The following is a 23,978-nucleotide window of genomic DNA, read 5'->3' as shown; positions in this document are numbered from 1 at the left end:
AGTTAAGCCGCATCAGCTTCTTTTTTAACGCTATTTCGTGCTGCTTTGCCTGCAAGTAAATCAGCAGGGTCAAAGTCATCAACGTTAATAACATCTAAACGAGATTGCTCAACGGCAGCTAGTTTATCAGCCTCTGCTTGGCTTAATATACCGGCTTCAAGTCCCATTTGCGCTACTTTATCAAGCTGGAAGAATGGCAGTTTAAGGCCTTTCTCTTTACATACTCTTTCAAATAATGGCTCAACGTCTAGGATGTCTTTAAGCGTTTGCTCTTGACGACCTACAAGGTTAAGCGGCTCATTTTTTAAGTATACATAGCTTGCTAAGCGGTTACGCGTTTCGCTAGGTACTTGTAGCAGTTGTGCAAGTTTATGCTCAAGCTGGTCAGTTGGTTTACGAACAGGGCGACCAAACGGGAATAACAATACTTTTAACACGGCACGTAGTGGAGCCGAAGGCATGTTATTAATTAAATCAGCAAGTGCACGTTGGCAATGGTAAAGATGATCTTGGCAACTCCATTTTACTAGAGCAAAATCTTCTTTTTTACGGCCTTCGTCGTTGTAACGCTTAAGCGTTGCAGACACTAAGTATAAGTAACTAAGTAAGTCACCTAAACGTGCTGAAATACGTTCTTTACGTTTAAGTGAGCCACCAAATACTGCCATGCTAATGTCAGACATAAGAGCAAGTGATGCACTAAAGCGCGACGCTATACGGTAAAATTCAGCTGTTTCGTCGTTGTACGGCACACTTGTAAAACGAGCGCCGGTAAGTGCAAGCCATTTAGTACGTACAAGGTTCGACATAGTAAAACCAATGTGACCCATTAGCGCTTTATCAAATACGTTAAGCGCTTCTTCGCGGTCTTCAATTTCGCACGCACCTAGTTCGGTAAGTACAAATGGATGACAGCGAATTGCACCTTGACCGTAAATAATCATATTACGGGTCAAGATATTTGCACCTTCAACGGTAATGGCAATAGGTGCACCTTGATAGCCACGACCTAAATAGTTATTTGGCCCAAGCATGATGCCCTTACCGCCAAGTACATCCATTGCATGAATAGTTGCATCACGCATTTGCTCTGTCAGGTGGTATTTAATAATGGCAGAAACAACTGATGGCTTTTCGCCTAAATCAACCGCACCTGTAGACATACTAACCGCAGCATCAGAGCTGTAAGCGTAACCAGCAAGTTTTGCTAGTGACTCTTCAACACCTTCCATTTTACCAATAGGTAAACGGAACTGGCGACGAATGCGGCTATACGCACCCGTTGCAACGGCAATCATTTTAATGCCGCCAGCAGAATTTGACGGCAATGTAATTGCACGACCAACCGATAAACACTCAACCAGCATGCGCCAGCCTTGACCTGCCATATCTGGACCACCAATAATATAATCAAGTGGTACGAAAATGTCTTTACCGCGAGTAGGACCATTTTGAAATGGTACGTTTAGCGGGAAATGTCGACGACCAATTTCAACTCCAGGAGTGTCCGTTGGGATAAGTGCACAGGTGATGCCTGGCTCTTTATTGTCGCCAATTAGGCCGTCTGGATCTTGTAATTTAAACGCAAGTCCAAGTACGGTAGCCACTGGGGCAAGTGTAATGTAACGCTTATTCCACGTTAAACTAACACCCACAACTTCTTCACCATTCCATTGCCCTTTACACACCACACCGTAGTCTGGAATTGAGCTTGCATCAGAGCCCGCTTCTGGCGAAGTTAACGCAAAACATGGAATTTCTTGACCGCTCGCTAAGCGCGGTAAGTAATGATCTTTTTGCTCTTTTGTACCATAGTGTTGTAATAATTCACCAGGGCCTAAAGAATTCGGTACACCCACAATTGACGAAAGTAATGTTGATTTACTTGTTAGTTTTTGAAGTACACAAGACTGTGCAAATGCAGAAAACTCTAAACCGCCATATTCTTTTTTGATGATCATGGCAAAGAATTTATTATCTTTTAGATATTGCCATACATCTTGAGGAAGGTCGGTTAGTTCGTGCGTTGCTTCCCAATCGTCCAACATGCCACATACTACTTCAACAGGGCCATCAACAAAGGCTTGCTCTTCAATAGTAAGTTTAGGAACTGGGTATTGGTGAAGTTTTTTCCAATCTGGGTTACCGCAAAATAAGTCAGCTTCCCACCAAGTTGTACCGGCATCAATAGCTGATTTTTCAGTATCAGACATGCTTGGCGTTACTTTTTTGAACACAGCAAAAATAGGCTTGATGATATATTGCTGACGAAGGCCAGTAACAGAAAGAGGAACCGCGATGATCAAAAAGATCAACCAGCTAATTAAACCAAAAGCACCGGCGAAGGTACCTATAAGTAGGGTTGCGGCAGAAACACCAAGTGCTGTGTTCCAACTCGCTCTGTGGTAAATCGCTGTGCAAAGCAGCACGATTAAACCGAGTGTAAATATGAGTGTCATTTTTATTCCTTAATAGAGGTCAGACCACCTCACTTAGAGTAGCGCTAGTCACAGTAATTTTCAAGTACATAACGATGTTAAATTGTAGTAGAAAGTAACTTAAATACGATATTTATTTACCCGATAGAGGAAGGCTTAATAACTATCGTATAGTCAAAGCATTAGCCGTAAGCAGTGTTACCGTAAAAATAAATAAATCTAATAGTAAAATGACACTTTTTAAGTAAATATAGCCGTTATAGTGGGCTGCAAATTAGTGTACGCTTAATACACAAATATAACGCTATTTATTTTAATGTATGGTTTTTGAGGGTTATTTTATTAATGTGTGAATTACTTGGCATGTCAGCCAATGTGCCTACTGATATCTGTTTTAGTTTTTCAGGTCTTTTAGAGCGTGGCGGAAACACGGGACCACATAAAGATGGTTGGGGTATTACATTTTACGAAGGTAAAGGCTGTAGAACCTTTAAAGATCCTGAGCCGAGTTATCAATCTGAAATTGCAAAGCTCGTTAAAGCATACCCAATTAAAAGTGTCTCGGTTGTTAGCCATATTCGCCAAGGTAACCGCGGTAGAGTATGCCTTGAAAATACTCATCCTTTTACGCGAGAGTTATGGGGGCGTGAAATCACTTACGCTCATAACGGGCAGCTATCTAATTATCACGATTTAAAACCACAGTACTATCGCCCAGTAGGTAACACCGATAGCGAACTCGCTTTTTGTTGGTTACTTGATAAAATTCGCGAAAAATACCCAAAGCGTCCATCTAATATGGCGTCGGTTTTTAGATACGCCGCTAAGCTTTCGCATACCCTTCGTGAAAAAGGCGTATTTAATATGCTGCTAACCGATGGCATATTTGTTTTAGCCTATTGCACTAATAACTTACATTACATAACGCGCCGTGCGCCATTTGGTAAAGCAACATTGATTGATGCCGACATGGTGGTTGATTTTCAACAAGAGACCACACCAAACGATGTAGTAACAGTTATAGCTACAAGGCCTTTGACGAATGATGAGCGCTGGCAAAAAATGGAGCCGGGGGAATTTGCATTATTTAAAATGGGTGAGCTAATTTAGCCCACCTATTTTAAATATTAGGACCTGTTTATCTTTCGAGGTTAAATTTTCAGCAGACTGTTTGGTATTTAGGCAAGGCAGAGCCTATGTAGTGTGGTTATTCCCCATAAATAGGCGATAACGTAGCATAAATGCCAAACATGCGCTGTCCGAAGGGTTCTGCCTAGGGGCTATTTACTCCTTGTTGCTCGGTTTTTACTTAGCCCACTAGGTTACAAACCTCGCGCCGCGATTAAATAGCCCCTAGGTTGAACAAATTTTAATCCACAAAGGTCAACAGGTCCTAGCTTAACTTTGGTTTAATTAAATTTAGTTAGCTTCTTGAGGTTGTTGTGCTGCAGCAGGCGCAATAGCTGTTGGTGCAGTAACAGTAAATGAATTTATTTGAACTTCAAACTGCTCCATACCTTTCTCGCCTTTCCACATACGTACCAGCATGTAATCCATTTCTGGCGCAAACCATGCAATTGCTTGGCGTTTATCGTTATCGTATAAACGTTTAACTTTAATGGCTTCTACATTACCGATAGGTAGGGAGATCATCTCTTTTTCAACAACTTCAAAGTTGTAGTCGCGGCGGTTACCTTTTTTGTCTATAAGCGGGAATGAAAAGCTCGTTTCGCCTTTTTTCAACCCTTCGCGCACTTGCACTTGGTATGAAATAGCATCCTGAAATTCATCAGTCCATTCGCACTTAAGTGGGTATTCGCTAGCGCTGCTAGTCACTACTTTGTTTGTTGTATCAAAATCAATTTTATAATCTTTATCTGGGCCTGTACCGGTGCGGATCATATTGTAATGATGCGGGGTAACCTTGCCATCTTTAAAGGTAAACTTTGATGTTTCTTCACGAGAGTCAGAGAAAATCATCCACTCAATATTGCTGTGGTATGTTAGTTCATAAGTATCGTCGCCCATTTTTTTGAGCTCACGAACAGCCTCACCATGATTTTTACCTTTGCGTAAAATATCGTAGTTAGCTTGATATTGGGTCAATTCGCCTGCAATTAGGCTAGTTGGAAGTAAAGCGCCCGCACATAACAACAGGGCACTTATTTTTTTATTGTGGGTAGTGCGCGCCGTGTGCAGGAAGTTGTTTTTTGTCAAGAACTGCATAATCTGCTTCCATAGTAAGTCTGTGTTCACTGAACCACTTGACCACCAAAGGATAAATTACATGCTCTTGCTCATGCACGCGTTTTGCTAATGTTTCTGCTGTATCATCCTTGAGTACAGGTATTTGCGCCTGAAGAATAACGGGACCGCCGTCTAACTCTTCAGTAACAAAGTGAACACTTACGCCATGAACATTATCTTTTGCATCAATTGCTCTTTGGTGGGTATTCAGCCCCTGATACTTAGGCAACAAAGATGGATGAATGTTCAACATTTTTCCAACATATTTTTGCACTAAGCTAGGAGTAAGAATACGCATAAATCCAGCTAATACAACTAGATTTGACATAAAAGAGTCGATAACGTTCATTAATTGCGCATCGTACGCTTCGCGCGAGTCAAAATCTTTATGACTGAGCACTTTTGTAGCAATACCTGCTTGTTTTGCACGCTCTAGGCCATAAGCGTCTGCTTTATTACTAATAACAGCCGCTATATGTCCGTTTATCTCGCCACGTTCGCAGGCATCTATAATGGCTTGTAAATTAGAGCCACTACCTGAGATTAAAACTACCAGACGAGTCGGTGCCATTACTTAGCACCACCTACAATTTCAACTTGCTCTTCGCCAGCTGCTGCATCTTGAATTTCACCAAGGTGCCATGCATTTTCGCCCAAGTCTTTTAACATTGTTAAGCTTTGCTCAAGTTTGTCTGCAGGGACTACTAAAACCATGCCTACACCACAGTTAAATGTACGGTACATTTCGTGTGTAGTTATATTGCCGTTTTCTTGTAGCCAGTTAAAAATAGATGGCCACTGCCAGCTATCACCTTTAACTACTGCTTTTGCAGAAGCGGGTAATACGCGTGGAATGTTTTCCCAAAAACCGCCGCCAGTAATATGCGAAAGCGCATGTACGTCAACGTTTTTGAATAACTCAAGTAAAGGTTTTACGTAAATACGAGTAGGCTCAAGTAAGGTTTCGCCTAATGTTTTACCTTCAAAGTCAGCGCTGGTATCAGCGTTTGACACTTCAAGTACTTTACGAATTAAAGAGAAGCCATTTGAATGAGGGCCGCTTGAAGCAAGTGCAATAAGCTGATCGCCTGTTGCTACTTTTGTGCCATCAATAATTTTTGATTTTTCTACAACGCCTGTACAAAAGCCTGCCATGTCGTAGTCTTCACCATCATACATACCTGGCATTTCAGCTGTTTCGCCACCAATTAGGGCACAACCTGAAATTTCACAACCTTTGCCAATACCTGTAACTACGTCAGCTGCTGTGTCTACATCTAGTTTACCCGTTGCATAGTAATCTAGGAAAAACAGGGGTTCAGCACCTTGAACAATTAAGTCGTTTACACACATTGCAACTAAATCAATACCAACCGTATCGTGTTTTTTTAAGTCGATTGCTAAACGTAGTTTAGTACCAACGCCATCTGTGCCTGCAACTAATACTGGTTGCTTGTAGCCTTCAGGAATTTCGCAAAGTGCGCCAAAACCACCAATTCCGCCCATTACTTCAGGACGACGAGTTTTTTTAACTACGCCTTTAATACGCTCAACAAGTGCATTACCAGCGTCGATATCTACGCCCGCGTCTTTATAGCTTAGAGACTGTTTTTGTTCGCTCACAGGTTTTCCTCAAAATAGTTGTTTTGGGTTGCTTAGAAACGCGCGTATTTTACAACAATTGCAAGGTCGCGGCCAGCGTAAATGTAATTTTGAAATAATTAACAAGGACACTTGTCCGCTGCTTGTTGTTTAAATAAACAAAAAAACGCCCGTAGGCGTTTTTTTAGTAATTAAATGCATTAAATTAACCGCTATGCTTTTGCGGTTAATATGGCTCTAAGTGGAGCAGGATAGCCCTCAATAGTTTTACTTGTGTCGTTTGGATCTAAAAAGTCGATTAACGATTCGTTTTCCATCCAATCGGTTTTGCGTTGTTCTTCAAGCGTGGTAATAGCGCAATCTTTTATTTGCACATCTTTAAAGCCAACGCGTTCCATCCACAGCTTTAATGCTGCAGTGCTTGGTATAAACCAAACGTTGCGCATTTTAGCGTAGCGATCAGTTGGGACTAGTACTGTGTTTTCATCGCCTTCAATTACCAGAGTTTCAAGCACAAGTTCGCCGCCTGGGCGAAGCTGCGCCTTTAATTGTGCTAAAAAGTCGATAGGTGAGCGACGATGATAAAGTACGCCCATCGAAAAAACCGTATCAAACGCTTTAAGCTCAGGTAATGCTTCAACGCCTAGTGGCAGTAAATGCACGTTTTCGTCTGGGTTGTAGTGTTTAATTGCCTGAAACTGACATAAAAATAAATCAGACGGATCAATACCCACGACAAACTCTGCGCCTTCACCGCGCATACGCCATAAATGATAACCTGAGCCACAACCAATATCTAAAACAGTGCGGCCTTTTAATGGCTCAATATGAGGAAGCAGGCGGTCCCACTTCCAATCACTGCGCCACTCTGTATCTATTTCAATACCGTGCACACTAAACGGGCCTTTGCGCCATGGCATCATGCGTTTTAATAAATGCATGGCTTGCTTTTGCTCGCCATCACTCATCTCCCCTGGCGCGCCAATTTCTACCTTAGTAGAAATATCAACATGCGAAGTTGTCACCTCAGGCAAGTTTTTAAGTACTTTTTGCCATTTAGGCAAATCACCATGGCTTGCCTCGTTTTGCCAATGCTTTAATTGTGCAGGCAGGGTTTCTAGCCAGTGGCTAAGTGGGCTTTGTGCAATAGATGCGTAAAATTGGTTAAACCATTGAGACATAAGTCACTCTCTTTATTTAATTGCTACCATTGAGCAAAAATTAAAACATTGATACCACACTTGAGTTTGGCTAAAACCAATATCTTGTAAGCGAGTAAAGTGAGCGCTTAGTGTATCTGGGCGCATAACGTTTTCGATGGCGGTACGTTTTTGGCTTATTTCAAGCTCTGAGTAGCCATTGTGACGTTTGAAGTCGTGGTGCAAATCAATCAATAAATTGTCGCATTGCTCATTTTCAGCTTTAATTTTTTCGCTTAGCAGCAATACACCACCAGGTTTTAAATTAGCATATATTTTTTCAAGCACAGCTTGGCGCTGCGCGTGTGGAATAAACTGCAACGTAAAATTCATTGCTACTACCGAGGCGTTTTGAATTTCAAGCTCGTTAATATCGCCTAAAGTAACAGTAACAGGCACATCTGATTTAAAACCTTGTAAATGTACCTTACAACGTTCAACCATTGCTTGAGAGTTATCTACCGCTATTATATGGCAGTTATCGGTACGAATATTACGGCGCATACTAAGTGTTACGGCGCCCAGTGAGCAGCCTAAATCATAAAGATTTGAGTTACTTTGCGCGTATTCACCGGCGAGTTTACCCATTGTACTGACAATAGTTGCGTAGCCCGGTACTGAGCGTTGAATCATATCGGGAAATACTTCGACTACATTTTGGTCAAAGCTAAAATCTTTTACTTGTTGCTCAGAGGCATAAATACTGTCTTTTATGGTCACGAAAGCAGTCTCTTTTAAAATAATAGTGTTATTTTAACATTTTATACTGGATAGTCAGTGATAAATTCAGTAGCTTGACTAGAATTATGAATAATAAGCACAAAAAGAGATTATTAAATGAGTAAAAGTAAGGTGATTAGTACCGACGATATTTTAGCAACCCTGTGTCATTCTGTAACAGGCGTACTTACCTCAGCCAGCGGCAACAGCATTAGCTATTCTGCAATGGTACAAAAAATAACGCGAACATGTATGCGCCCAGATATTGGTTGCTTTGTTTTGTTTGATGGTGGCTTTACCGGATTGGTAATTACTAACTTCACCTCGCAAGCAGCAATGGAAATTTATGGCGATTATATGCGTAATATGGGGATGCCAGAAGAAGAAATAGCGCATAGCCATTTATCAGACGATGTGTCTAACGTATTAGGTGAGTTAATGAACCAAATTGTTGGCGATTTTACATCTAAAGTACGCGAACAATTACACACTTCTATTACGCAAAATCAGCCAAAAATGATGGCAATTAACAAACAAGTGCAAATATCGGTAGATACCACGATGGATCGCCCACAAGCACGTCGCGTGACATTTACTACCAGTAAGCAAAATATCTTTTACCTAGAACTTGCTATGGATAAAACTGAGTTTATTAAACTGCATGATTTTGACATTGTAGAAGCTATAGACCCTGATGACATTATCGAAAATGAAGCCAAACAACAAGCTGAAAAATCTAAAGCAGCTGCGTCTTCTGGACAAGATGACGACGATGACGACTTCATGGCAGGCTTAGGGCTTTAAGTTTATTTATGTAGGTTGGGTTGAGTGAAACGAAACCCAACACGCTTTTGAGCTGCCAGTTTATAGCTATAAGCGGTTAGTAGAAAAGCTACCAAAGAAAACGCGATTTTAAATCGCGTTTTTTGTGAATAAAAATAAAACCTAAAGGAAAGGGGTTACATGGCAGTTATCCATAAGAAAAATAATAAAATTTTTAAAGGGGTTTTGATTTCTTTAATTGTATTAGCAATAGTTCCAATGGTTATCATCTTTACACTTTGGTTCAAAGGTTTAGGTGTAGGAATCGGTGGAACCACTGGAACCACTGAGACTTGGTCTCACTTTGGAAGTTTCTTTGGTGGGGTATTAGGTCCTATACTTTCTTTCTTCTCTTTTACTGCGATTATATATACTGTTTATCTTCAATCGGATAGTAATAAAGTTCAAGCTCTAGCCAATAAACAGGCAGCAGAGGATAGGCTTACTTCTGAAAAGTTAGCTATTAAGTCCTAAAAAGACCAACGTGATGCATTCCACAAGCGCATAAAGCATGAAAAGCAGCAACAGTTACTATCATTTTTCATTAATACCTTTGATGAACTCGAATCACTAGGTTGCAAAGCATTAGAAGATTTTACTTTAAAAAACAATCTAGAGCTCCCCACTTTAGCATCTAATAGTAACTCGTATGCTTGGAAGGCACATTCAACGTCGCTAGTTTTAAAAAGATGTCTTGATAAATTTGATAGTGAAAGTGCAGAACTCATTTATATATACGCTACTAAATGTTCAGGACAGATAAATGGTTTTAAGAGGAATATTGGTACCTATCAGAATACACTTAACAATAGTACTGAAGAAATAAAAGAGATCTTAAAAGAATGGGAAGCTACGCATTGCAGATTTGAAAATTCTCTACAAATTTTGAAGAATAAGTACTTTTCAATCAGGGAAGAGGAAAGTAATAATGGAAGTTAATCTGAGATTACTAGCCATAAGGATTCTCTCCCATCGCCACTACCACACAAAATATCCTTAAATCTAATTCCAATTGGTGGTAACTCGGCTCCATGTGGCAGCAAAGTTGGTAAAAGCCTTTGTTATGGTCTTTTTCTTTAAAGTGGGCGAGCTCATGTACCACTAACGCTTTTAATAATGGCTCGGGGGCGCGCAGCAAGTCGCTATTTATGGCTAAATCGTGCTTTCGGGTTTTGCCTTGCATTCGATACGTATGTGTACCCAGTGCGTTGGTGACCATATCGCCTTGCTTTTTAAATGCTGCGCGCCCAAACGGTGGTGCATTTTTTAAATACTGTTTTTTAAGCTCGGTTGCATAGCTATAAAGTAGTTTATCGCTGGTAATAGTGTGTGCTTGCGGATACTTTTTAAGTAAGTAGTCACATACCTTTTTGTTATTTATAAGGCTTAATACTTGCTCAACAATGTTAGCTGGGTAGCCGGTAAAGTAACGTGCGTATTCACTCATTATTGTTTCTCTGTCGTTTTACTTTTAAAAAAGTGCTTGCTGGTGGGCTTCTTTTTCGCCAGTAAATGGGTTTAATGCTTTGTGATCATAACCAAGGTCTTTGCAAAACTGCCTTGCTAATAATGGCGCTTCTCGGTTATCTGCCGTATGAAAAAACACATAGGGCGTTTTTCCTTCATCAAGCCATTGTTTTACTTTACTTAGCCACGGTTTATAAAAGGGTTTATAGTCGTTTTGTAAATCGGCTATTACGAAGCGCGCCATAGGCTCTGAGCCAGTAGCTATTGCATGTACCGGTAAGTGGGGCTTTTTTTGCTGTGCATCTATTAGCGCTTCGGTTGTTGGTTTTACCGCAAATAGGGCGCGAGTATCCATCGATATACGATTTATGTTGTTTGCCATTAATAATTGGTTAAGCGCTATTTCGGCTTCACCCTTTTGAAAAAACGCAGTATGACGTACCTCTACACCGTAATTAACCTCTTTTGGTAACAGGCTAATAAATTGAGCTAGTTTGGGTAAGTCACCAGGGCCAAATGCTTTAGGTAATTGCAGCATGATTTGCCCTGTTTTTTCTAAAATAGGGGTAAACAAGTTTAGCCAATCAGCAAGCTCGGTTTGAGCATTGGTTAGGCGCAGCTCGTGGCTAAAGCGACGATTAAACTTAAAAGTAAATTTAAAATCGTTGGGTACGCTGTTTGCCCAGCGCAATACGGTGCTTGGCGATGGGTTGGCGTAAAAGCTGGTATTGCCTTCAACAGAGTTAAAGTGTTGGGCGTATTGGCTAAGCATATCGGCGTTTTTACATTGGCTTGAAAATAAATTGCCTTTCCATGCGTTGCTCGACCACTGAGGGCATCCAATATATAACATATAAATGACTGATAAATTACTTCGTGGCGCAAGTGTACCAAATACATGCGGTGGTTGCTGCAAATTAACATTACAAAGCTAAACACACGCCCTAGCATCTTAATGTTAGTTGAGTATAATGCAGGGCTTAATTTGATTATTTTTAGATTGCTAGCGGCTTTATTTGTATTGTGGTGACCTGTTTTTTAAATCACACGCCTTAAAACAAATAAATATAACCGTTTAAGCCTTTTATCTGACAGGAAAACTATGCGCTCTATATATTGCGGACAGCTAAATAAAACTCACGTAGATCAAGAAGTAGAACTATGTGGCTGGATCAACAAACGACGTGACCTTGGTGGACTTATCTTTGTCGATTTACGCGATAGAGAAGGTTTAGTACAAGTTGTATTCGATTCTGACATTGAAGAGTTAATGAGTTCAGCTAACACACTTCGCCAAGAATTTTGTGTTCAGTTAAAAGGTATTGTTCGCGCACGCCCTGATAGCCAAGTAAATAAAGACATGGCAACAGGGGAGATCGAAGTTTTAGGTAAAGAGCTTAATATTATTAACCGCTCTGAGCCATTACCGCTTGATTTTAACCAAGTAAACTCAGAAGAGCGTCGTTTAAAATACCGCTACTTAGACCTACGTCGTCTAGAAATGAGTGACCGTATTAAATTACGTGCTAAAGCAAGCAGCTTTGTTCGTCGCTTTTTAGATGAAAACGGCTTTTTAGACATCGAAACACCTGTACTTACTAAAGCAACGCCAGAAGGTGCGCGCGATTATTTAGTACCAAGCCGCGTTCACAAAGGTAGTTTTTACGCTTTACCACAGTCGCCACAGTTATTTAAGCAATTGTTGATGATGTCGGGTTTTGACCGTTACTACCAAATTGTTAAATGTTTCCGTGATGAAGATTTACGTGCCGATCGTCAACCAGAATTTACCCAAATAGATATAGAGACCTCGTTCATGAGCTCTGATCAAGTCCGTGGTATGACTGAAAAAATGATCCGTGAAATGTGGCAAACATTACTAAACGTTGATTTAGGCGATTTTCCAATCATGCCTTACAGCGAGGCAATGAGCCTTTACGGTTCTGATAAGCCAGATTTACGTAACCCAATGAAATTAGTTGATGTTGCAGATTTAGTTAAAGACGTAGAGTTTAATGTTTTCTCAGGTCCGGCTAACGACGAAAAAGGTCGCGTTGCTGTATTAACTGTGCCGGGTGGCGCTAAGCTTTCTCGTAAACAGCTTGACGATTACACTAAGTTTATTGGTATTTACGGCGCTAAAGGCATGGCGTGGATGAAAGTAAACGACCACACTGCAGGCGCTGAGGGTGTTCAATCACCAGTGGCTAAGTTTTTAAGTGAAGACGTAATTACTAAATTACTTGAGCGTACTAATGCTCAGTCTGGCGATATCATTTTATTTGGTGCCGATAAGCGCAACACAGTAAATGAAGCAATGGGCGCACTGCGCGTTAAGGTTGGTGTTGATTTAGAAATCACTAACCTTAATAGCTGGGCACCACTTTGGGTTGTAGACTTCCCAATGTTTGAAGAAGATGACGAAGGCACATTACATGCTGTGCATCATCCATTCACTGCACCAAAAGATATTACTGCAAGTGAGCTTGAAGCAAATCCAGCAGCTGCTATTTCAGATGCCTACGACATGGTATTAAACGGCTACGAAGTGGGTGGCGGTTCGGTACGTATTCATAATGCAGATATGCAAGAAACTGCATTTAGAATTTTAGGTATTAACGAGCAAGAGCAACAAGACAAGTTTGGTTTTTTACTTGATGCACTTAAATACGGTACACCACCACATGCAGGTTTAGCATTTGGTCTTGACCGCTTAGCAATGCTTTTATGTGGTACCGATAACATTCGTGACGTTATTGCTTTCCCTAAAACAACACAAGCGTCGTGTTTATTAACTAACGCGCCTAGTAAGCCTAATATGGATTCGTTAGCTGAGCTTGCAATTAGTGTTGTTGAAAAAGCGATACCTAGCGAAGAGTAATTTTTGTTTAGCTTATTGAGCTAAATTTAAAAACCCTTAAGTTATATGCTTAAGGGTTTTTTTGTGGTTAAATTTGCAGCAGAGTGTATTTTAACTGAACAGACGAAAAAGGAATTATTATGTCGATCAATGCAACCTTACTTGGTGAATTTTTAGTTTTTTTTATTGTGCTGAGTATTCCTATTTTTGCTGTAATTAGCTACAAAATAGGTAAGCGTAAAAGTACTATGCCGGGGGTTTTAGCTTTTGTGGGTGGCTGTTTAGCGCTATTTCCACTATTTGCTTTGATTTTTATTGCAGTGCTTGCGCTTAAAAAAGATTTACCTAAAAATAGCGTCTATGCCCATTAAAAACTAGGTTAATAGTGTCAATTTCAAATAATAATCACTACTTCGACGAGCAATTTAATGCTTTGCAGCACGAAGAGCAACTAACTGAAAATTCTGAGTTTGAAGAGTGCACATTTACCGATTGCGACTTTTCAGGCGGGCAGTTTAAAAATTGCCGATTTATACAGTGCAACTTTAAAAACTGTAATTTATCGTCACTTAAATGGAACTACAGCTCGCTTGAAGATGTAAGTTTTAGCCACTGTAAATTAAATAGTTTGCAATGGGCTGATGTAGATTGGCCAGCGCTTAGTATTAACGCACCGGTGAGTTTTAATTATTGCGAGCTCAGTAATAGTTCTTTTTTTGAATTAACCCTCAAAGCCCTCAAATTAACACACTGTTTTGCCAAAAATGTTGATTTTAGACATGCAGATTTAAGCGGTAGTGAATTTACAGGAACAGATTTTCGCGATAGTGAGTTTTTTCAAACTAACTTAACAAAATGTGATTTTGTAGGTGCGACAGCATTTAATATAGATTTGAATAATAATATTTTAGCGAATGCTAAGTTTGATCGCTTCGAAGCACTTAATTTACTTACCAGCCTTAATATAGAGCTTTGTGATTAACTGAACACCTAGAAGCGGCAGCTTGGCTGGGCTTCTAGATACTGCGTGACTGCGTAATTAACGGCTTGGGCCATTTTTATTACGTGCACTGGCAAGCTGTCTTGCGATTTCTAATAACGCAGGTGAAATATCTTCAGCGCCATCTTTAATTAGTTTTGTAACGTCACCTGATGAAAACAAACCGTCACGTGGTGATTTAATACCTAACTCACGAACAAAATCCTTCGTTTTACCTGTGCTGCCTGTTTCAATAAACTTAAAAATAATACGTTCATTGTTGTTTTTAGCAGGGGTTTTTAGTGTTTCGATTTCGTCATGTATTGCCGTTAGTTTGTCTTCTAAAATTTCTATACGTTCTTGAATGCTATTGTATGATTTCATTTATTGGATCTTTTACTAAATATATTTAAACAATGGCGACTATTATCGCATAGTTTGACAATAGAGAATGCAAACCTATAAAGTAAAAATTATTTTTAATTAAAAACAATAATTTATATAAGTTTAAATATGCAAAAAACACTTAAAAAGCTTTTTATGTTAAGCGCACTAGCTCTAAGTGCATCAGTTATAAGCACATCAGCAATAAGCGCAACAAGCTATGCAAACGATGGCGTTATAACTGATGAAAGCCGTAATCGCACTATTCCTATCAATATCACACTACCAAGTAACAATGCTAAGTGCACTGAACAAGTAAAATGCCCTGTAGCGTTTATTAACGCAGGTTACGGGATTAGCCATAACGGGTATACGTTTGCCAGTAATGCGTTTAGTCAGCGCGGATATTTAACAATAGCCGTTGGACATGAGCTAAAAAGTGACCCTTACTTAAACCGTGAGCAGCCTTACTTAACAACTCGCATGGAAAACTGGCATCGTGGCGTAGTAACGCTTAAGTTTTTAGTTAATGAGCTATCGAGTAAATACCCAGCATACGACTTTACAAAACTCACCTTATTTGGGCACTCAAACGGCGGGGATATTTCCGCATTATATGGCTCTATTTATCCAAACGAAGTTAGCACTATTATTACGCTCGATCATCGCCGCATGTTGATCCCGCGCAATAAAAACATTCGCGTACTTACTCTACGCGGTAGTGATTACCCAGCTGATGCGAATGTGCTGTTAAACGATTCAGAGCTGGATAAGTTTCCTGTTACACAAATAACAATAGAAAAATCGCGTCATAACGATATGTACGATGGCGGGCCAAAATGGCTGGTGGATAGAATGAGTAAAGAAGTAGAGGCGTTTTTTAGATAGTAAAAATTAGGTTTATAAAAGTTAAATCACAGCGCAGTGTGACCTGCGCTATATTAATTTTACGGCAGTTATTCTACCAGTTTACTTACAATAACTGGGTTATTATGTAGTGTTTTATGCACAGGGCATTTGTCGGCTATTTCGAGTAAACGCTGGCGTTGTGGCTCTGTTAAGTCGCCACGTAAGGTGATTTTACGGGTAATTGCTTCAAGGTTACCTGTTTGCTCACAATCGTCGCAATCTTTGTTGTAATCGCGAGTGTGATCAAGCTCTACTTTTACATGCTCCAGTGGTAAGTTTTTACGTGTAGCGTACATACGTAGTGTCATGGCCGTACAGGCACCAAGCCCCGCTAATAAGTGATGATACGGATCAGGACCTAAGTTTTTACCACCTACTTTTATTGGCTCATCTGCAAGCCAAGTATGATCTTTTGTACTTACGTGCTGAGTAAATACATGGTCTTTTTCTTCAACGAGTACATTGCCACCCGTTAAACTTGCCGTGTATTTAGTTTTGTCGTACTTAACATAACGGTTTGCCCACGTTGCAATTATTTGTGCAGCGTAGTCGGCATCGTTTTTATTAGTAAGTAAGTGATCGGCGTTATCTAGGCTAATAAAGCTTTTAGGATGCTTAGCTGATGCATAAATTTTTTCAGCTTCACTAATATTTACAGTCGCATCAATAGGGGAGTGCATTACTAATAATGCGCGCTTAAGTTTACTAATGTGGCTTTTATCGTACTTGGCTATATCGTCAATAAATTGCTTTTTAATGGTAAATTCACGACCAGCTAAGTTAACTTTAGCTTCACCTGCTGCGTTAATTTCATCAAGGTGTGCTTCAAAGTTATGCGCTACGTGCTGCGCATCTGACGGTGCGCCAATGGTTGTAATAGCCGATACTTCAGGAATATGCTCAGCAGCAGCAAGAACCGCTGCCCCGCCTAAACTGTGGCCAATGAGTAGTTGCGGCGGAGCAAAATGCTCACGTAAATGATTTGCCGCAGATACTAAATCTTGAATGTTTGATGAAAAGTTACTGTTAGCAAAATCACCATCACTATTACCTAAACCGGTAAAGTCGAAACGCAGTACGGCGATACCTTGTTGTGTGAGTGCACGGCTAATCCGTGTAGCTGCTGCAATGTCTTTACCGCATGTAAAGCAGTGTGCAAATAGCGCGTAAAACTTAACGTCACCAGAGGGAAGTTCAAGTTGGCCGGCAAGTTCTAAATCGCCGCTTTTAAAAGATACTTTTTGTCGCATGGGGAGCCTTATTTACACAAATAAAATATATTCTAATAGTAGACCAGAGATAGTTACTAAACCTTGCAAATTCAACGTTTTTTTATAAGTTGATCTTGATCAAGCAAAGTGTCGGTGACCATGTCTTGAGGACATATGTCCTTATGTTTTTGAGGTCATTTGTCTATCCTCGCATAGCGCTATAATGAAGGCTTTGCTACTTTATATAAGTAATTTAGCACTATTAAAAGCAACTCACTTCACACAACCTATTCACTGGAACGTACAATGCAATTACCTACTGTTGATTATAAAGCTCCCGATGCGGCTGCACAATTTGTTGAATCGTTAAGAAATACTGGATTTGGCGTTTTAAAAAACCACCCAATCCCACAGTCTTTAGTTGAGTCTATTTACAAAAATTGGCAAGACTTTTTTAACTCAGAGCAAAAGCACGACTTTTTATTCTCTAAAGAAACTCAAGACGGTTACTTTCCGCCTTCAGTATCTGAAGTAGCGAAAGGCTTTACAATAAAAGACATTAAAGAGTACTTTCATGTGTACCCTAAAGGTCGCGTTCCTGCCCAGCTTGAAGCTGATGTACGTCAATACTACCGTTTAGCAAGTGAATTTGCTGGCACATTATTAAGCTGGGTTCAGGCTGAAGCACCAGCTGATGTGCGTGCTAAGTTTTCGATTGATTTAAAAGACATGATTGCAGGCTCTGAGCAAACATTGTTACGTATCCTACATTATCCACCAATGACGGGTGATGAAGAGCCAGGTGCTATTCGCGCAGCAGCCCATGGCGATATTAACTTATTGACTGTATTACCAGCTTCTAATGAGCCTGGTTTACAAGTTCAAAAAACAGATGGCGGTTGGTTAGACGTGCCATGTGATTTTGGCAGCTTAATTATTAATATCGGCGACATGTTACAAGAAGCGTCGGGCGGGTATTTCCCATCGACAATTCACCGTGTAATTAACCCAACGGGTAAAGCATCTACTAAATCGCGTATATCACTACCGTTATTTTTACACCCGCATCCAGATGTTGTGCTTTCAGAGCGCTACACGGCAGATAGCTACTTGCAAGAACGTTTGCGTGAGTTAGGTGTTAAGTAACTCTAATACTTAGAGTAATTAAGTATAAACAAAAAAACGGCCTATGGCCGTTTTTTGCATTTTTAAGCAACTTAATCACAGGTTTAATTTTAATAAACTATGCTCAATTGCCTGCAACGTAAATAATGGCATGCATTCTTAGCTACTACAGGTATAATGCGCGCAACTGGCTAATGTAGCCTTATTTAAAAGAGAGTTTATATGAGTTTTGAAGGTTTAGGTTTATCACAGTCTTTGGTTAATGCGGTTTTAGAAAAGGGCTATGAAACGCCAACGCCGATTCAGGCTCAAGCAATTCCTGCAATTATTGAACGCCGTGATGTTATGGCAGCAGCACAAACAGGTACAGGTAAAACAGCGGGTTTTACATTACCACTTATTGAGCGCTTGTCGTCGGGCCCTAAAGCTAAAAGTAATCACGTACGTGCGCTTATTTTAACGCCTACACGTGAACTTGCTTTGCAAGTAAGTGAAAACGTTGAAGAGTACGCTAAGCATTCTGATGTGAGCTCATTTGTAGTTTACGGTGGCGTTAAAATTAACCCACAAATGCAGCGTCTTCGTAAAGGTGTTGATATTTTAGTAGCAACGCCGGGTCGTTTAATCGACTTACATAATCAAAATGCAGTTAAATTTGATAGCGTTGAAGTGCTTGTACTCGATGAAGCTGACCGCATGTTAGACATGGGCTTTATTCATGACATTAAACGCTTAATTGCTAAAATGCCTGCTAAACGTCAAAACTTGATGTTTTCGGCTACATTTTCAGATGAAATTCGTGCACTAGCAAAAGGGTTAATTAATGACCCAGTTGAAATTTCAGTTGCTGCAAAAAATACCACAGCGAAAAGTGTTACTCAGTGCGTTTACGCGGTAGATAAAACACGTAAAACAGCATTGCTAAGCCACTTGATTCGCACTAACGATTGGCAACAAGTATTAGTGTTTAGCCGTACAAAGCACGGTGCTAATCGCTTAGTTAAACAACTTGAGCGCGATGACATTGTAGGCGCGGCTATCCATGGTAATAAATCACAAGGCGCACGTGTTAAAGCACTTGATGGTTTTAAAAGTGGTGAAGTACGCGTATTAGTAGCAACAGACATTGTTGCACGCGGCTTAGACATTGTTGAATTACCGCATGTTGTTAACTACGACTTACCAAACGTATATGAAGATTATGTTCATCGTATTGGCCGTACAGGCCGTGCTGGTGCGTCGGGTCATGCGATTTCGTTTGTAACAACAGAAGATGCTGTTGATTTATACGGTATTGAACGCTTTATTGGTGAGCTTATTCCACGTGCTGAAGAAGACGGTTTTGAGCCTATTAATCCAGTAGCTGAACGCGCATTAGATGCTCGCCCACTGCCGGCTAAAAAGCCTAAGAAAAAGCAGCCTTTTAATAAGCCTAAATCTGATAGCAGCAAGCCTAACAGTAAAAAGCCGAACAATGGTGGAAATGGTACCGGCCCACGCCGTGGTGGTTCTAAAAAGCCAGCAGCTAAAACAGATGATAATGCGCAAAACCCATGGGCAAAGCGTGAATCTGTTGGCGGTAATGGCCAACGCCGTCGTCGCACAAATAATGATTAATTGCAATTGCGTTTAGTAAAACGCAATTGCAAAAAACGCGCTTACTTTTACAGGTAGCGCGTTTTTAGCGATTAAATTAGCTTAATAAAGTATAAGGTGGTAACACCAATAAAGAGTGTGACGATGACGCTTAATAAAGTACCTAGCATGACGTATTCGCTTTGCCCTTTACCCTCATTATGTTTTAAGTCCCCGAATCTAAAAATAGACTTTGCAGCTATCAGAAAGCCAATGCCAGAGTATTCTCCAATGAGGATAAAACTAAGAATTAGCACTCTTTCAAGTAGTCCTAAGTAATGACCAGACTTTGCAATACTTTTTCTTGAGGCTTTAAAGTTTCCTGTTATTTTATCTAGGATGAGACCAATTAATAAAGAACTTGGTTTTAAAACTAATAGGTATGAGCAGATAAAAATTAATGTATCGATAGCAACGAGTTCTTGCCACATTAAGACATAAAACTCATTTTTATCTGCAAGCCACACGACAAGTACTAATATTACAATAAGGTGTGTTATCTGGTCGACTAAAAAAGGTACCACGCCTTTATTTGAATATGACTTGGCTAGATCAATAAAATAATGGGTCAACATAATAGTGAGGGTTGCCAAAAACACTCTTGCAAATTCTTGCCAGCCGTAAGTATATTCCCACATTGTAAGCACCGTTAATGATGTCAGGCCGTGTATTACTGCGTGGACGTAGAGCTTTTTCGCACGAAAATGGTGTTTGTTTCTGTCGTGTACCCAGCTCATTGGTTGCCAATAAAAGTCAGCAAGCAAATGGCCTAGTATTAAAGCGGTGAGTAATAAAGTAAAACTGCTCATAGCAATCCTTTGAGTGTTGTTTGGCTGTAGTTTACAAAGCGATCAATGAGACGATAATGGGCTAGGTTTAGTAACTTAGTGACATTCTCTCTGCTAGTGATGAGCTCTATGGCAAGCTCTGCATGGTTGTTATTTTCTGCGGTTAGATAATAAAACAGTGCATTAGCTTGCTTTTGGCTCATTTTTTGAAGCAATATGTCGATCAAAGCGATATTAAGTGTAAAGCCTTCCTCGATGGCTTTGTTTTCAAGGTTTAGGACTAAGCGTTGCTGGCCCATGGCATCTAAACCACGGCCAGATAATGTATAAGCACTGCCTGTGGCTGTTTTTATATCAGCGCGAGGATTGTCGAGTGAGCCTATAGCAAGGCTTTGCCGCAGTTCGTAATTTGCTGCTTTCAATTGTAAATACAATAAGATTGCGGCTTGACACACTTGCTCAGGCTCTTGTAGCTGTAGTTGTAACGCATCACCACGGTAAATGCTAAAGCTTGCATTAAAACGTTTGGCGATAAAGCGCAAGCTTTGATCAAGCTGATAAAGCATTGCATCGTATTCTTGTTGTGGAATATTTTGTGATTTAATTAAGTCTCCAGTGATGACCGCAATTCTCACAACTTAAATCCTTTATATTTTTGAACTATTAAACTTTGTATTCTTTTTTATGCTAAATTATAGCAAAACGAATATAAAGTAAATTATGGCAGCATTAGATAAGCCAAAAGTAGGTATTTTTGTCGATGTACAAAATATTTATTACACGTGCCGCGAAAGCTACGGAAAAAATTTTGATTACAATGCGTTTTGGCGGGTAATGCGGGCACAATACAATATTGAGTGTGCTTTTGCGTATGCAATTTATCGAGGAGATGAAAAGCAAAATCAGTTTCAAAATATTTTGCGTGCGATTGGTTTTGAGGTAAAGCTAAAGCCATTTATTCAACGCCGTGATGGAAGTGCTAAAGGCGATTGGGATGTAGGCATAACAATAGACATGTTAGAGCAGGGTAAAAATCTTGATAAAGTTATTTTGCTCTCTGGCGATGGTGACTTTGCTTTGTTACTTGGGCATTTAAAAAATCAATATAATGTACCGTGCGATGTATACGGTGCTGACAGGTTAACTGCTGAGGTATTAAAACAAAGCGCAGAGCAATTTCATTTAATTGATAATACTTTGCTACTTTAACAGTAAAAAATAGTTAAAAAAGTGCAAGCTAAGTGCCTGCAACATGAGAGATTTTAATACAAAGCCGTAATAGATGAATTAAGCCTTATATAGGCTTTTTTTATTACTATAATCAATTGGGTTTGCTAAATGATTATGGTAATTTTAAAGCATAACGAGTTACCAAGGACTTACATGCTTCATTACAGCAACATGCCACTAGATAGAGGTTCAAATTTTCGTAAAGACCCATCGTGGCTTAAAGCGCAAATGTCGGCGCAAAGTAAATGGGTTTTAGTTAAAAATAATCAAACCCTATTTATTAAAGATACCCCTAAAGTAAGCTATTTAACGTATCAGCAAGTGGCGCATTTAGATTTAACGAGTGCTATTTTTGTTGGTTTAAACAATGCTAAACATGGTGTGTTTGCATTGGATGTTTCTGATCTGGATGAAAGCGTACTTTCGCCTTTAATAGAGGGCGCTCAGTTTTTTGATATTCGCCAATATGGGCCTCAAGTAACCATTAAATATGCCTCAATAGCCGCCCTTGCGAGAGGGTTATGTTATTGGCATGCCACGCATCGTTTTTGTGGGCGCTGCGGTAGTAAAAACCGTTCAGTGGAAGCCGGGCATTCTAGAGTCTGTGAAAACGAAAACTGTAAGCATCCTACATTCCCTCGTACCGATCCTGCGGTAATTATGGTCGTTACTAAAGTCTTTGCTGACGGAGTAGAACGCTGTTTATTAGGTCGCCAAGCTGCGTGGCCCACTGGTATGTATTCGTCGCTTGCTGGATTTGTAGACCCAGGGGAGACACTGGAACAAGCTGTTGCGCGTGAAGTTAAAGAAGAGGCAGGCATAGAGGTTGATAACGTAAGGTATGTTGCATCTCAGCCATGGCCGTTCCCATCGTCAATTATGCTAGGTTTTTTTGCACAGGCGACATCTGAGCAAATTAACGTAGATAAAGAAGAGCTAGACGATGCAAAATGGTTTAGTCGTGAAGACTTAGCGCAATTTGGTAATTGGCACGAAGAAGGCGAGCATTTAAAGCTGCCTAGAACCGATTCTATCTCTCGTTATTTAATTGAGCATTGGCGCACAAACCCTTAAGGATTAACAATGTCGAGTAAAAGTAATAAAAACACTCAGCTAGTATCATCAGGGCGAAAAAAAGCCTATACACATGGCGTAGTAAATCCCGTTGTACAGCGTGCATCTACCATTGTATTTGATACCGTAGCAGATTTAAAAGAAGCAGCTAAAACCCGTGGCGATAAAACGTTATTTTATGGGCGCCGAGGAACAACAACACACTTTGCGCTACAAGAAGCGATTACAGAACTTGAAGGCGGCGAAGGGTGTGCATTGTACCCTTGTGGCGCTGCGGCGATCAGCCAAGTATTTTTATCGTTTTTAAAAACCGGTGATCATATTTTAATGGTTGATAACGTGTACGAACCAACTCGCGATTTTTGCGATAAAATTTTAGTGGGGCTGGGCATTACAACAACCTACTACCCGCCAACCATTGGCGCAGGTATTAAAGACTACATTCAGCCAAATACTAAAGTGTTGTTTTTAGAATCCCCTGGTTCTATTACGATGGAAGTGCAAGATGTGCCCGCTATGGTAAAAGTAGCCAATGAGCACAACGTAATGACCATGCTTGATAATACCTACGGTAACGGTTTGCATTATCGCCCGTTAGAGCACGGTGTTGATATTAGTATTCAAGCTGCAACAAAGTATATTGTTGGCCATTCAGACGTGATGATGGGGGTGGCTGTTGCTAATAAAAAGTATTGGCCAACCTTACGCGAAAACTCATACTTACTAGGGCAATGTACCAGTGCCGATGATGCGTATTTAGCACTTAGAGGCCTGCGTACAATGGCTGTGCGTTTAAATCAACATGAAAAAGCAGCAATAGAAGTAGCTAAATGGCTTGAGAAACATGAGCTTGTTGATCATATTCGACACCCTGCATTTGAAAGCTGCCCAGGGTATGAGTTCTTTAAACGTGACTTTGATGGCAGTAATGGGTTGTTTTCATTTGTTATGAAAACCGGCAATCAAAAAGCGATTGATGCATTTTTAGATAGCCTTGAGCATATTAAAATGGGCTTTTCGTGGGGCGGTTTTGAAAGCTTAGTAACGGCTAATTTAACTATGAAAGGGTTGCGCTCAAATACAGGTTGGGATTTAGGGCCGGTTATTCGCCTGCACATAGGCCTTGAAGATGTAGAAGATTTAATTAGCGATTTAAGCCAAGCACTTGAGGTTTATAAGCAGTATTTATAATTTATATCGCAATTTATGTTGTTACATTTAAATGTATTGTTACAAAGCTCACCACAGGTGAGCTTTTTTTTGCTGGTAATTCAAGGTGTTTACACTT

Annotated in this window: 24 protein-coding genes; 12 read left to right on the top strand and 12 right to left on the bottom strand. The window is 40.1% G+C overall.

From position 1 onward, the window contains the following. Positions 1-2: 2 nt before the first annotated feature. Positions 3-2,459: an acyl-CoA dehydrogenase FadE gene (gene fadE, locus AOR04_RS11485; RefSeq protein WP_096793414.1), complete on the bottom strand. Its 2,457-nt coding sequence runs from the start codon at positions 2,457-2,459 to the stop codon at positions 3-5. 324 nt (positions 2,460-2,783) lie between these two features. Between fadE and AOR04_RS11480 the strand changes: the two genes are divergently transcribed. After that, positions 2,784-3,548 carry a class II glutamine amidotransferase gene (locus tag AOR04_RS11480; protein WP_096793413.1) on the top strand — a complete coding sequence of 255 codons (765 nt, stop codon included), beginning with the start codon at positions 2,784-2,786 and terminating at the stop codon, positions 3,546-3,548. Between the two features lie 309 nt (positions 3,549-3,857). On the opposite strand, the gene AOR04_RS11475 is transcribed toward AOR04_RS11480, so the two are convergent. The 5 genes from AOR04_RS11475 to cmoA form a co-directional block, all read right to left on the bottom strand. Then, positions 3,858-4,592, bottom strand: coding sequence for a DUF3108 domain-containing protein (locus AOR04_RS11475; RefSeq protein WP_096793412.1), 735 nt, complete (start codon positions 4,590-4,592; stop codon positions 3,858-3,860). 16 nt (positions 4,593-4,608) lie between these two features. Further along, complete coding sequence (gene purN, locus AOR04_RS11470; RefSeq protein ID WP_096793411.1) at positions 4,609-5,256, bottom strand: phosphoribosylglycinamide formyltransferase; 648 nt, start codon at positions 5,254-5,256, stop codon at positions 4,609-4,611. Continuing rightward, positions 5,256-6,308, bottom strand: a complete 1,053-nt coding sequence (purM, locus tag AOR04_RS11465; protein ID WP_096793410.1) for a phosphoribosylformylglycinamidine cyclo-ligase — start codon at positions 6,306-6,308, stop codon at positions 5,256-5,258. Before purM ends, purN begins: the two co-directional genes overlap by 1 nt. 191 nt (positions 6,309-6,499) lie before the next feature. Beyond that, positions 6,500-7,468 (bottom strand): tRNA 5-methoxyuridine(34)/uridine 5-oxyacetic acid(34) synthase CmoB, encoded by a 969-nt coding sequence (gene cmoB / locus AOR04_RS11460; RefSeq protein WP_096793409.1) that lies wholly within the window; start codon positions 7,466-7,468, stop codon positions 6,500-6,502. Between the two features lie 12 nt (positions 7,469-7,480). After that, a complete protein-coding gene (cmoA, locus tag AOR04_RS11455; RefSeq protein ID WP_007378000.1) occupies positions 7,481-8,206 on the bottom strand; it encodes a carboxy-S-adenosyl-L-methionine synthase CmoA in 726 nt (241 codons plus the stop codon). Positions 8,207-8,323: 117 nt separating this feature from the next. On the opposite strand from cmoA, the gene AOR04_RS11450 reads away from it, so the two are divergent. Then, a complete protein-coding gene (locus AOR04_RS11450) occupies positions 8,324-9,010 on the top strand; it encodes a DUF3334 family protein (protein ID WP_008139103.1) in 687 nt (228 codons plus the stop codon). A 159-nt stretch (positions 9,011-9,169) separates the two neighbouring features. Continuing rightward, positions 9,170-9,502 (top strand): hypothetical protein, encoded by a 333-nt coding sequence (locus AOR04_RS11445; protein ID WP_096793408.1) that lies wholly within the window; start codon positions 9,170-9,172, stop codon positions 9,500-9,502. Positions 9,503-9,977: 475 nt separating this feature from the next. Here AOR04_RS11445 and AOR04_RS11435 read toward each other — a convergent pair whose 3' ends face one another. Both AOR04_RS11435 and AOR04_RS11430 read right to left on the bottom strand, forming a co-directional pair. Continuing rightward, positions 9,978-10,475: a M48 metallopeptidase family protein gene (locus AOR04_RS11435; protein WP_096793406.1), complete on the bottom strand. Its 498-nt coding sequence runs from the start codon at positions 10,473-10,475 to the stop codon at positions 9,978-9,980. Positions 10,476-10,499: 24 nt separating this feature from the next. Beyond that, complete coding sequence (locus tag AOR04_RS11430) at positions 10,500-11,348, bottom strand: DUF72 domain-containing protein (RefSeq protein WP_096794122.1); 849 nt, start codon at positions 11,346-11,348, stop codon at positions 10,500-10,502. Between the two features lie 249 nt (positions 11,349-11,597). Here AOR04_RS11430 and aspS point away from each other — a divergent pair, with 249 nt between their 5' ends. The 3 genes from aspS (at position 11,598) to AOR04_RS11415 (ending at position 14,337) form a co-directional block, all read left to right on the top strand. After that, positions 11,598-13,376, top strand: coding sequence for an aspartate--tRNA ligase (gene aspS, locus AOR04_RS11425; protein ID WP_096793405.1), 1,779 nt, complete (start codon positions 11,598-11,600; stop codon positions 13,374-13,376). 119 nt (positions 13,377-13,495) lie between these two features. Next, entirely contained in the window at positions 13,496-13,726 is a 231-nt protein-coding gene (locus AOR04_RS11420) for a hypothetical protein (RefSeq protein ID WP_033028287.1), read from the top strand. A gap of 14 nt (positions 13,727-13,740) precedes the next feature. Further along, complete coding sequence (locus tag AOR04_RS11415) at positions 13,741-14,337, top strand: pentapeptide repeat-containing protein (protein WP_096793404.1); 597 nt, start codon at positions 13,741-13,743, stop codon at positions 14,335-14,337. 57 nt (positions 14,338-14,394) lie between these two features. Here AOR04_RS11415 and AOR04_RS11410 read toward each other — a convergent pair whose 3' ends face one another. Next, positions 14,395-14,718, bottom strand: a complete 324-nt coding sequence (locus AOR04_RS11410) for a hypothetical protein (RefSeq protein ID WP_002959968.1) — start codon at positions 14,716-14,718, stop codon at positions 14,395-14,397. Between the two features lie 129 nt (positions 14,719-14,847). On the opposite strand from AOR04_RS11410, the gene AOR04_RS11405 reads away from it, so the two are divergent. After that, positions 14,848-15,606 carry an alpha/beta hydrolase gene (locus AOR04_RS11405; protein ID WP_096793403.1) on the top strand — a complete coding sequence of 253 codons (759 nt, stop codon included), beginning with the start codon at positions 14,848-14,850 and terminating at the stop codon, positions 15,604-15,606. Between the two features lie 68 nt (positions 15,607-15,674). Here the strand turns inward: AOR04_RS11405 and AOR04_RS11400 are convergent, their stop codons facing one another. Further along, on the bottom strand, positions 15,675-16,877 hold the full coding sequence (locus tag AOR04_RS11400) for a bifunctional alpha/beta hydrolase/OsmC family protein (protein WP_096793402.1): 1,203 nt from the start codon (positions 16,875-16,877) through the stop codon (positions 15,675-15,677). Between the two features lie 267 nt (positions 16,878-17,144). On the opposite strand from AOR04_RS11400, the gene AOR04_RS11395 reads away from it, so the two are divergent. Next, on the top strand, positions 17,145-17,984 hold the full coding sequence (locus AOR04_RS11395) for an isopenicillin N synthase family dioxygenase (protein ID WP_096793401.1): 840 nt from the start codon (positions 17,145-17,147) through the stop codon (positions 17,982-17,984). 201 nt (positions 17,985-18,185) lie between these two features. Then, positions 18,186-19,580, top strand: a complete 1,395-nt coding sequence (locus tag AOR04_RS11390; RefSeq protein ID WP_008139081.1) for a DEAD/DEAH box helicase — start codon at positions 18,186-18,188, stop codon at positions 19,578-19,580. Positions 19,581-19,651: 71 nt separating this feature from the next. Here AOR04_RS11390 and AOR04_RS11385 read toward each other — a convergent pair whose 3' ends face one another. Both AOR04_RS11385 and AOR04_RS11380 read right to left on the bottom strand, forming a co-directional pair. Then, a complete protein-coding gene (locus AOR04_RS11385) occupies positions 19,652-20,407 on the bottom strand; it encodes a DUF3307 domain-containing protein (RefSeq protein ID WP_007377986.1) in 756 nt (251 codons plus the stop codon). Then, positions 20,404-21,021, bottom strand: coding sequence for a hypothetical protein (locus tag AOR04_RS11380; protein WP_007377985.1), 618 nt, complete (start codon positions 21,019-21,021; stop codon positions 20,404-20,406). Before AOR04_RS11380 ends, AOR04_RS11385 begins: the two co-directional genes overlap by 4 nt. An 85-nt stretch (positions 21,022-21,106) precedes the next feature. Here AOR04_RS11380 and AOR04_RS11375 point away from each other — a divergent pair, with 85 nt between their 5' ends. The 3 genes from AOR04_RS11375 to AOR04_RS11365 all read left to right on the top strand — a co-directional run bounded on the left by AOR04_RS11375 (position 21,107) and on the right by AOR04_RS11365 (position 23,881). Then, entirely contained in the window at positions 21,107-21,595 is a 489-nt protein-coding gene (locus tag AOR04_RS11375; RefSeq protein ID WP_007377984.1) for a LabA-like NYN domain-containing protein, read from the top strand. Positions 21,596-21,769: 174 nt separating this feature from the next. Continuing rightward, positions 21,770-22,690 (top strand): NAD(+) diphosphatase, encoded by a 921-nt coding sequence (gene nudC / locus AOR04_RS11370; protein ID WP_096794121.1) that lies wholly within the window; start codon positions 21,770-21,772, stop codon positions 22,688-22,690. Positions 22,691-22,699: 9 nt separating this feature from the next. Then, on the top strand, positions 22,700-23,881 hold the full coding sequence (locus AOR04_RS11365; protein WP_096793400.1) for a cystathionine beta-lyase: 1,182 nt from the start codon (positions 22,700-22,702) through the stop codon (positions 23,879-23,881). Positions 23,882-23,978 lie beyond the last annotated feature (97 nt).

Source organism: Pseudoalteromonas sp. 1_2015MBL_MicDiv (genome assembly GCF_002407505.1).
GTDB classification, from domain to species: domain Bacteria; phylum Pseudomonadota; class Gammaproteobacteria; order Enterobacterales; family Alteromonadaceae; genus Pseudoalteromonas; species Pseudoalteromonas fuliginea.
Note: the sequence above shows the minus strand (reverse complement) of the source record. Positions and strands in the feature narration are given on the sequence as shown.

Bases quoted from the DNA above. Each gene is read 5' to 3' on its own strand.
- cmoB (WP_096793409.1), bottom strand. From the start codon at position 7,468: ATGTCTCAATGGTTTAACCAATTTTACGCATCTATTGCACAAAGCCCA.
- AOR04_RS11420 (WP_033028287.1), top strand. From the start codon at position 13,496: ATGTCGATCAATGCAACCTTACTTGGTGAATTTTTAGTTTTTTTTATT.
- AOR04_RS11430 (WP_096794122.1), bottom strand. From the start codon at position 11,348: ATGTTATATATTGGATGCCCTCAGTGGTCGAGCAACGCATGGAAAGGC.
- AOR04_RS11390 (WP_008139081.1), top strand. From the start codon at position 18,186: ATGAGTTTTGAAGGTTTAGGTTTATCACAGTCTTTGGTTAATGCGGTT.
- AOR04_RS11435 (WP_096793406.1), bottom strand. From the start codon at position 10,475: ATGAGTGAATACGCACGTTACTTTACCGGCTACCCAGCTAACATTGTT.
- fadE (WP_096793414.1), bottom strand. From the start codon at position 2,459: ATGACACTCATATTTACACTCGGTTTAATCGTGCTGCTTTGCACAGCG.
- AOR04_RS11400 (WP_096793402.1), bottom strand. From the start codon at position 16,877: ATGCGACAAAAAGTATCTTTTAAAAGCGGCGATTTAGAACTTGCCGGC.
- AOR04_RS11405 (WP_096793403.1), top strand. From the start codon at position 14,848: ATGCAAAAAACACTTAAAAAGCTTTTTATGTTAAGCGCACTAGCTCTA.
- AOR04_RS11395 (WP_096793401.1), top strand. From the start codon at position 17,145: ATGCAATTACCTACTGTTGATTATAAAGCTCCCGATGCGGCTGCACAA.
- purN (WP_096793411.1), bottom strand. From the start codon at position 5,256: ATGGCACCGACTCGTCTGGTAGTTTTAATCTCAGGTAGTGGCTCTAAT.
- AOR04_RS11480 (WP_096793413.1), top strand. From the start codon at position 2,784: ATGTGTGAATTACTTGGCATGTCAGCCAATGTGCCTACTGATATCTGT.
- AOR04_RS11410 (WP_002959968.1), bottom strand. From the start codon at position 14,718: ATGAAATCATACAATAGCATTCAAGAACGTATAGAAATTTTAGAAGAC.
- nudC (WP_096794121.1), top strand. From the start codon at position 21,770: ATGCTTCATTACAGCAACATGCCACTAGATAGAGGTTCAAATTTTCGT.
- AOR04_RS11365 (WP_096793400.1), top strand. From the start codon at position 22,700: ATGTCGAGTAAAAGTAATAAAAACACTCAGCTAGTATCATCAGGGCGA.
- aspS (WP_096793405.1), top strand. From the start codon at position 11,598: ATGCGCTCTATATATTGCGGACAGCTAAATAAAACTCACGTAGATCAA.
- AOR04_RS11450 (WP_008139103.1), top strand. From the start codon at position 8,324: ATGAGTAAAAGTAAGGTGATTAGTACCGACGATATTTTAGCAACCCTG.
- AOR04_RS11445 (WP_096793408.1), top strand. From the start codon at position 9,170: ATGGCAGTTATCCATAAGAAAAATAATAAAATTTTTAAAGGGGTTTTG.
- AOR04_RS11385 (WP_007377986.1), bottom strand. From the start codon at position 20,407: ATGAGCAGTTTTACTTTATTACTCACCGCTTTAATACTAGGCCATTTG.
- AOR04_RS11375 (WP_007377984.1), top strand. From the start codon at position 21,107: ATGGCAGCATTAGATAAGCCAAAAGTAGGTATTTTTGTCGATGTACAA.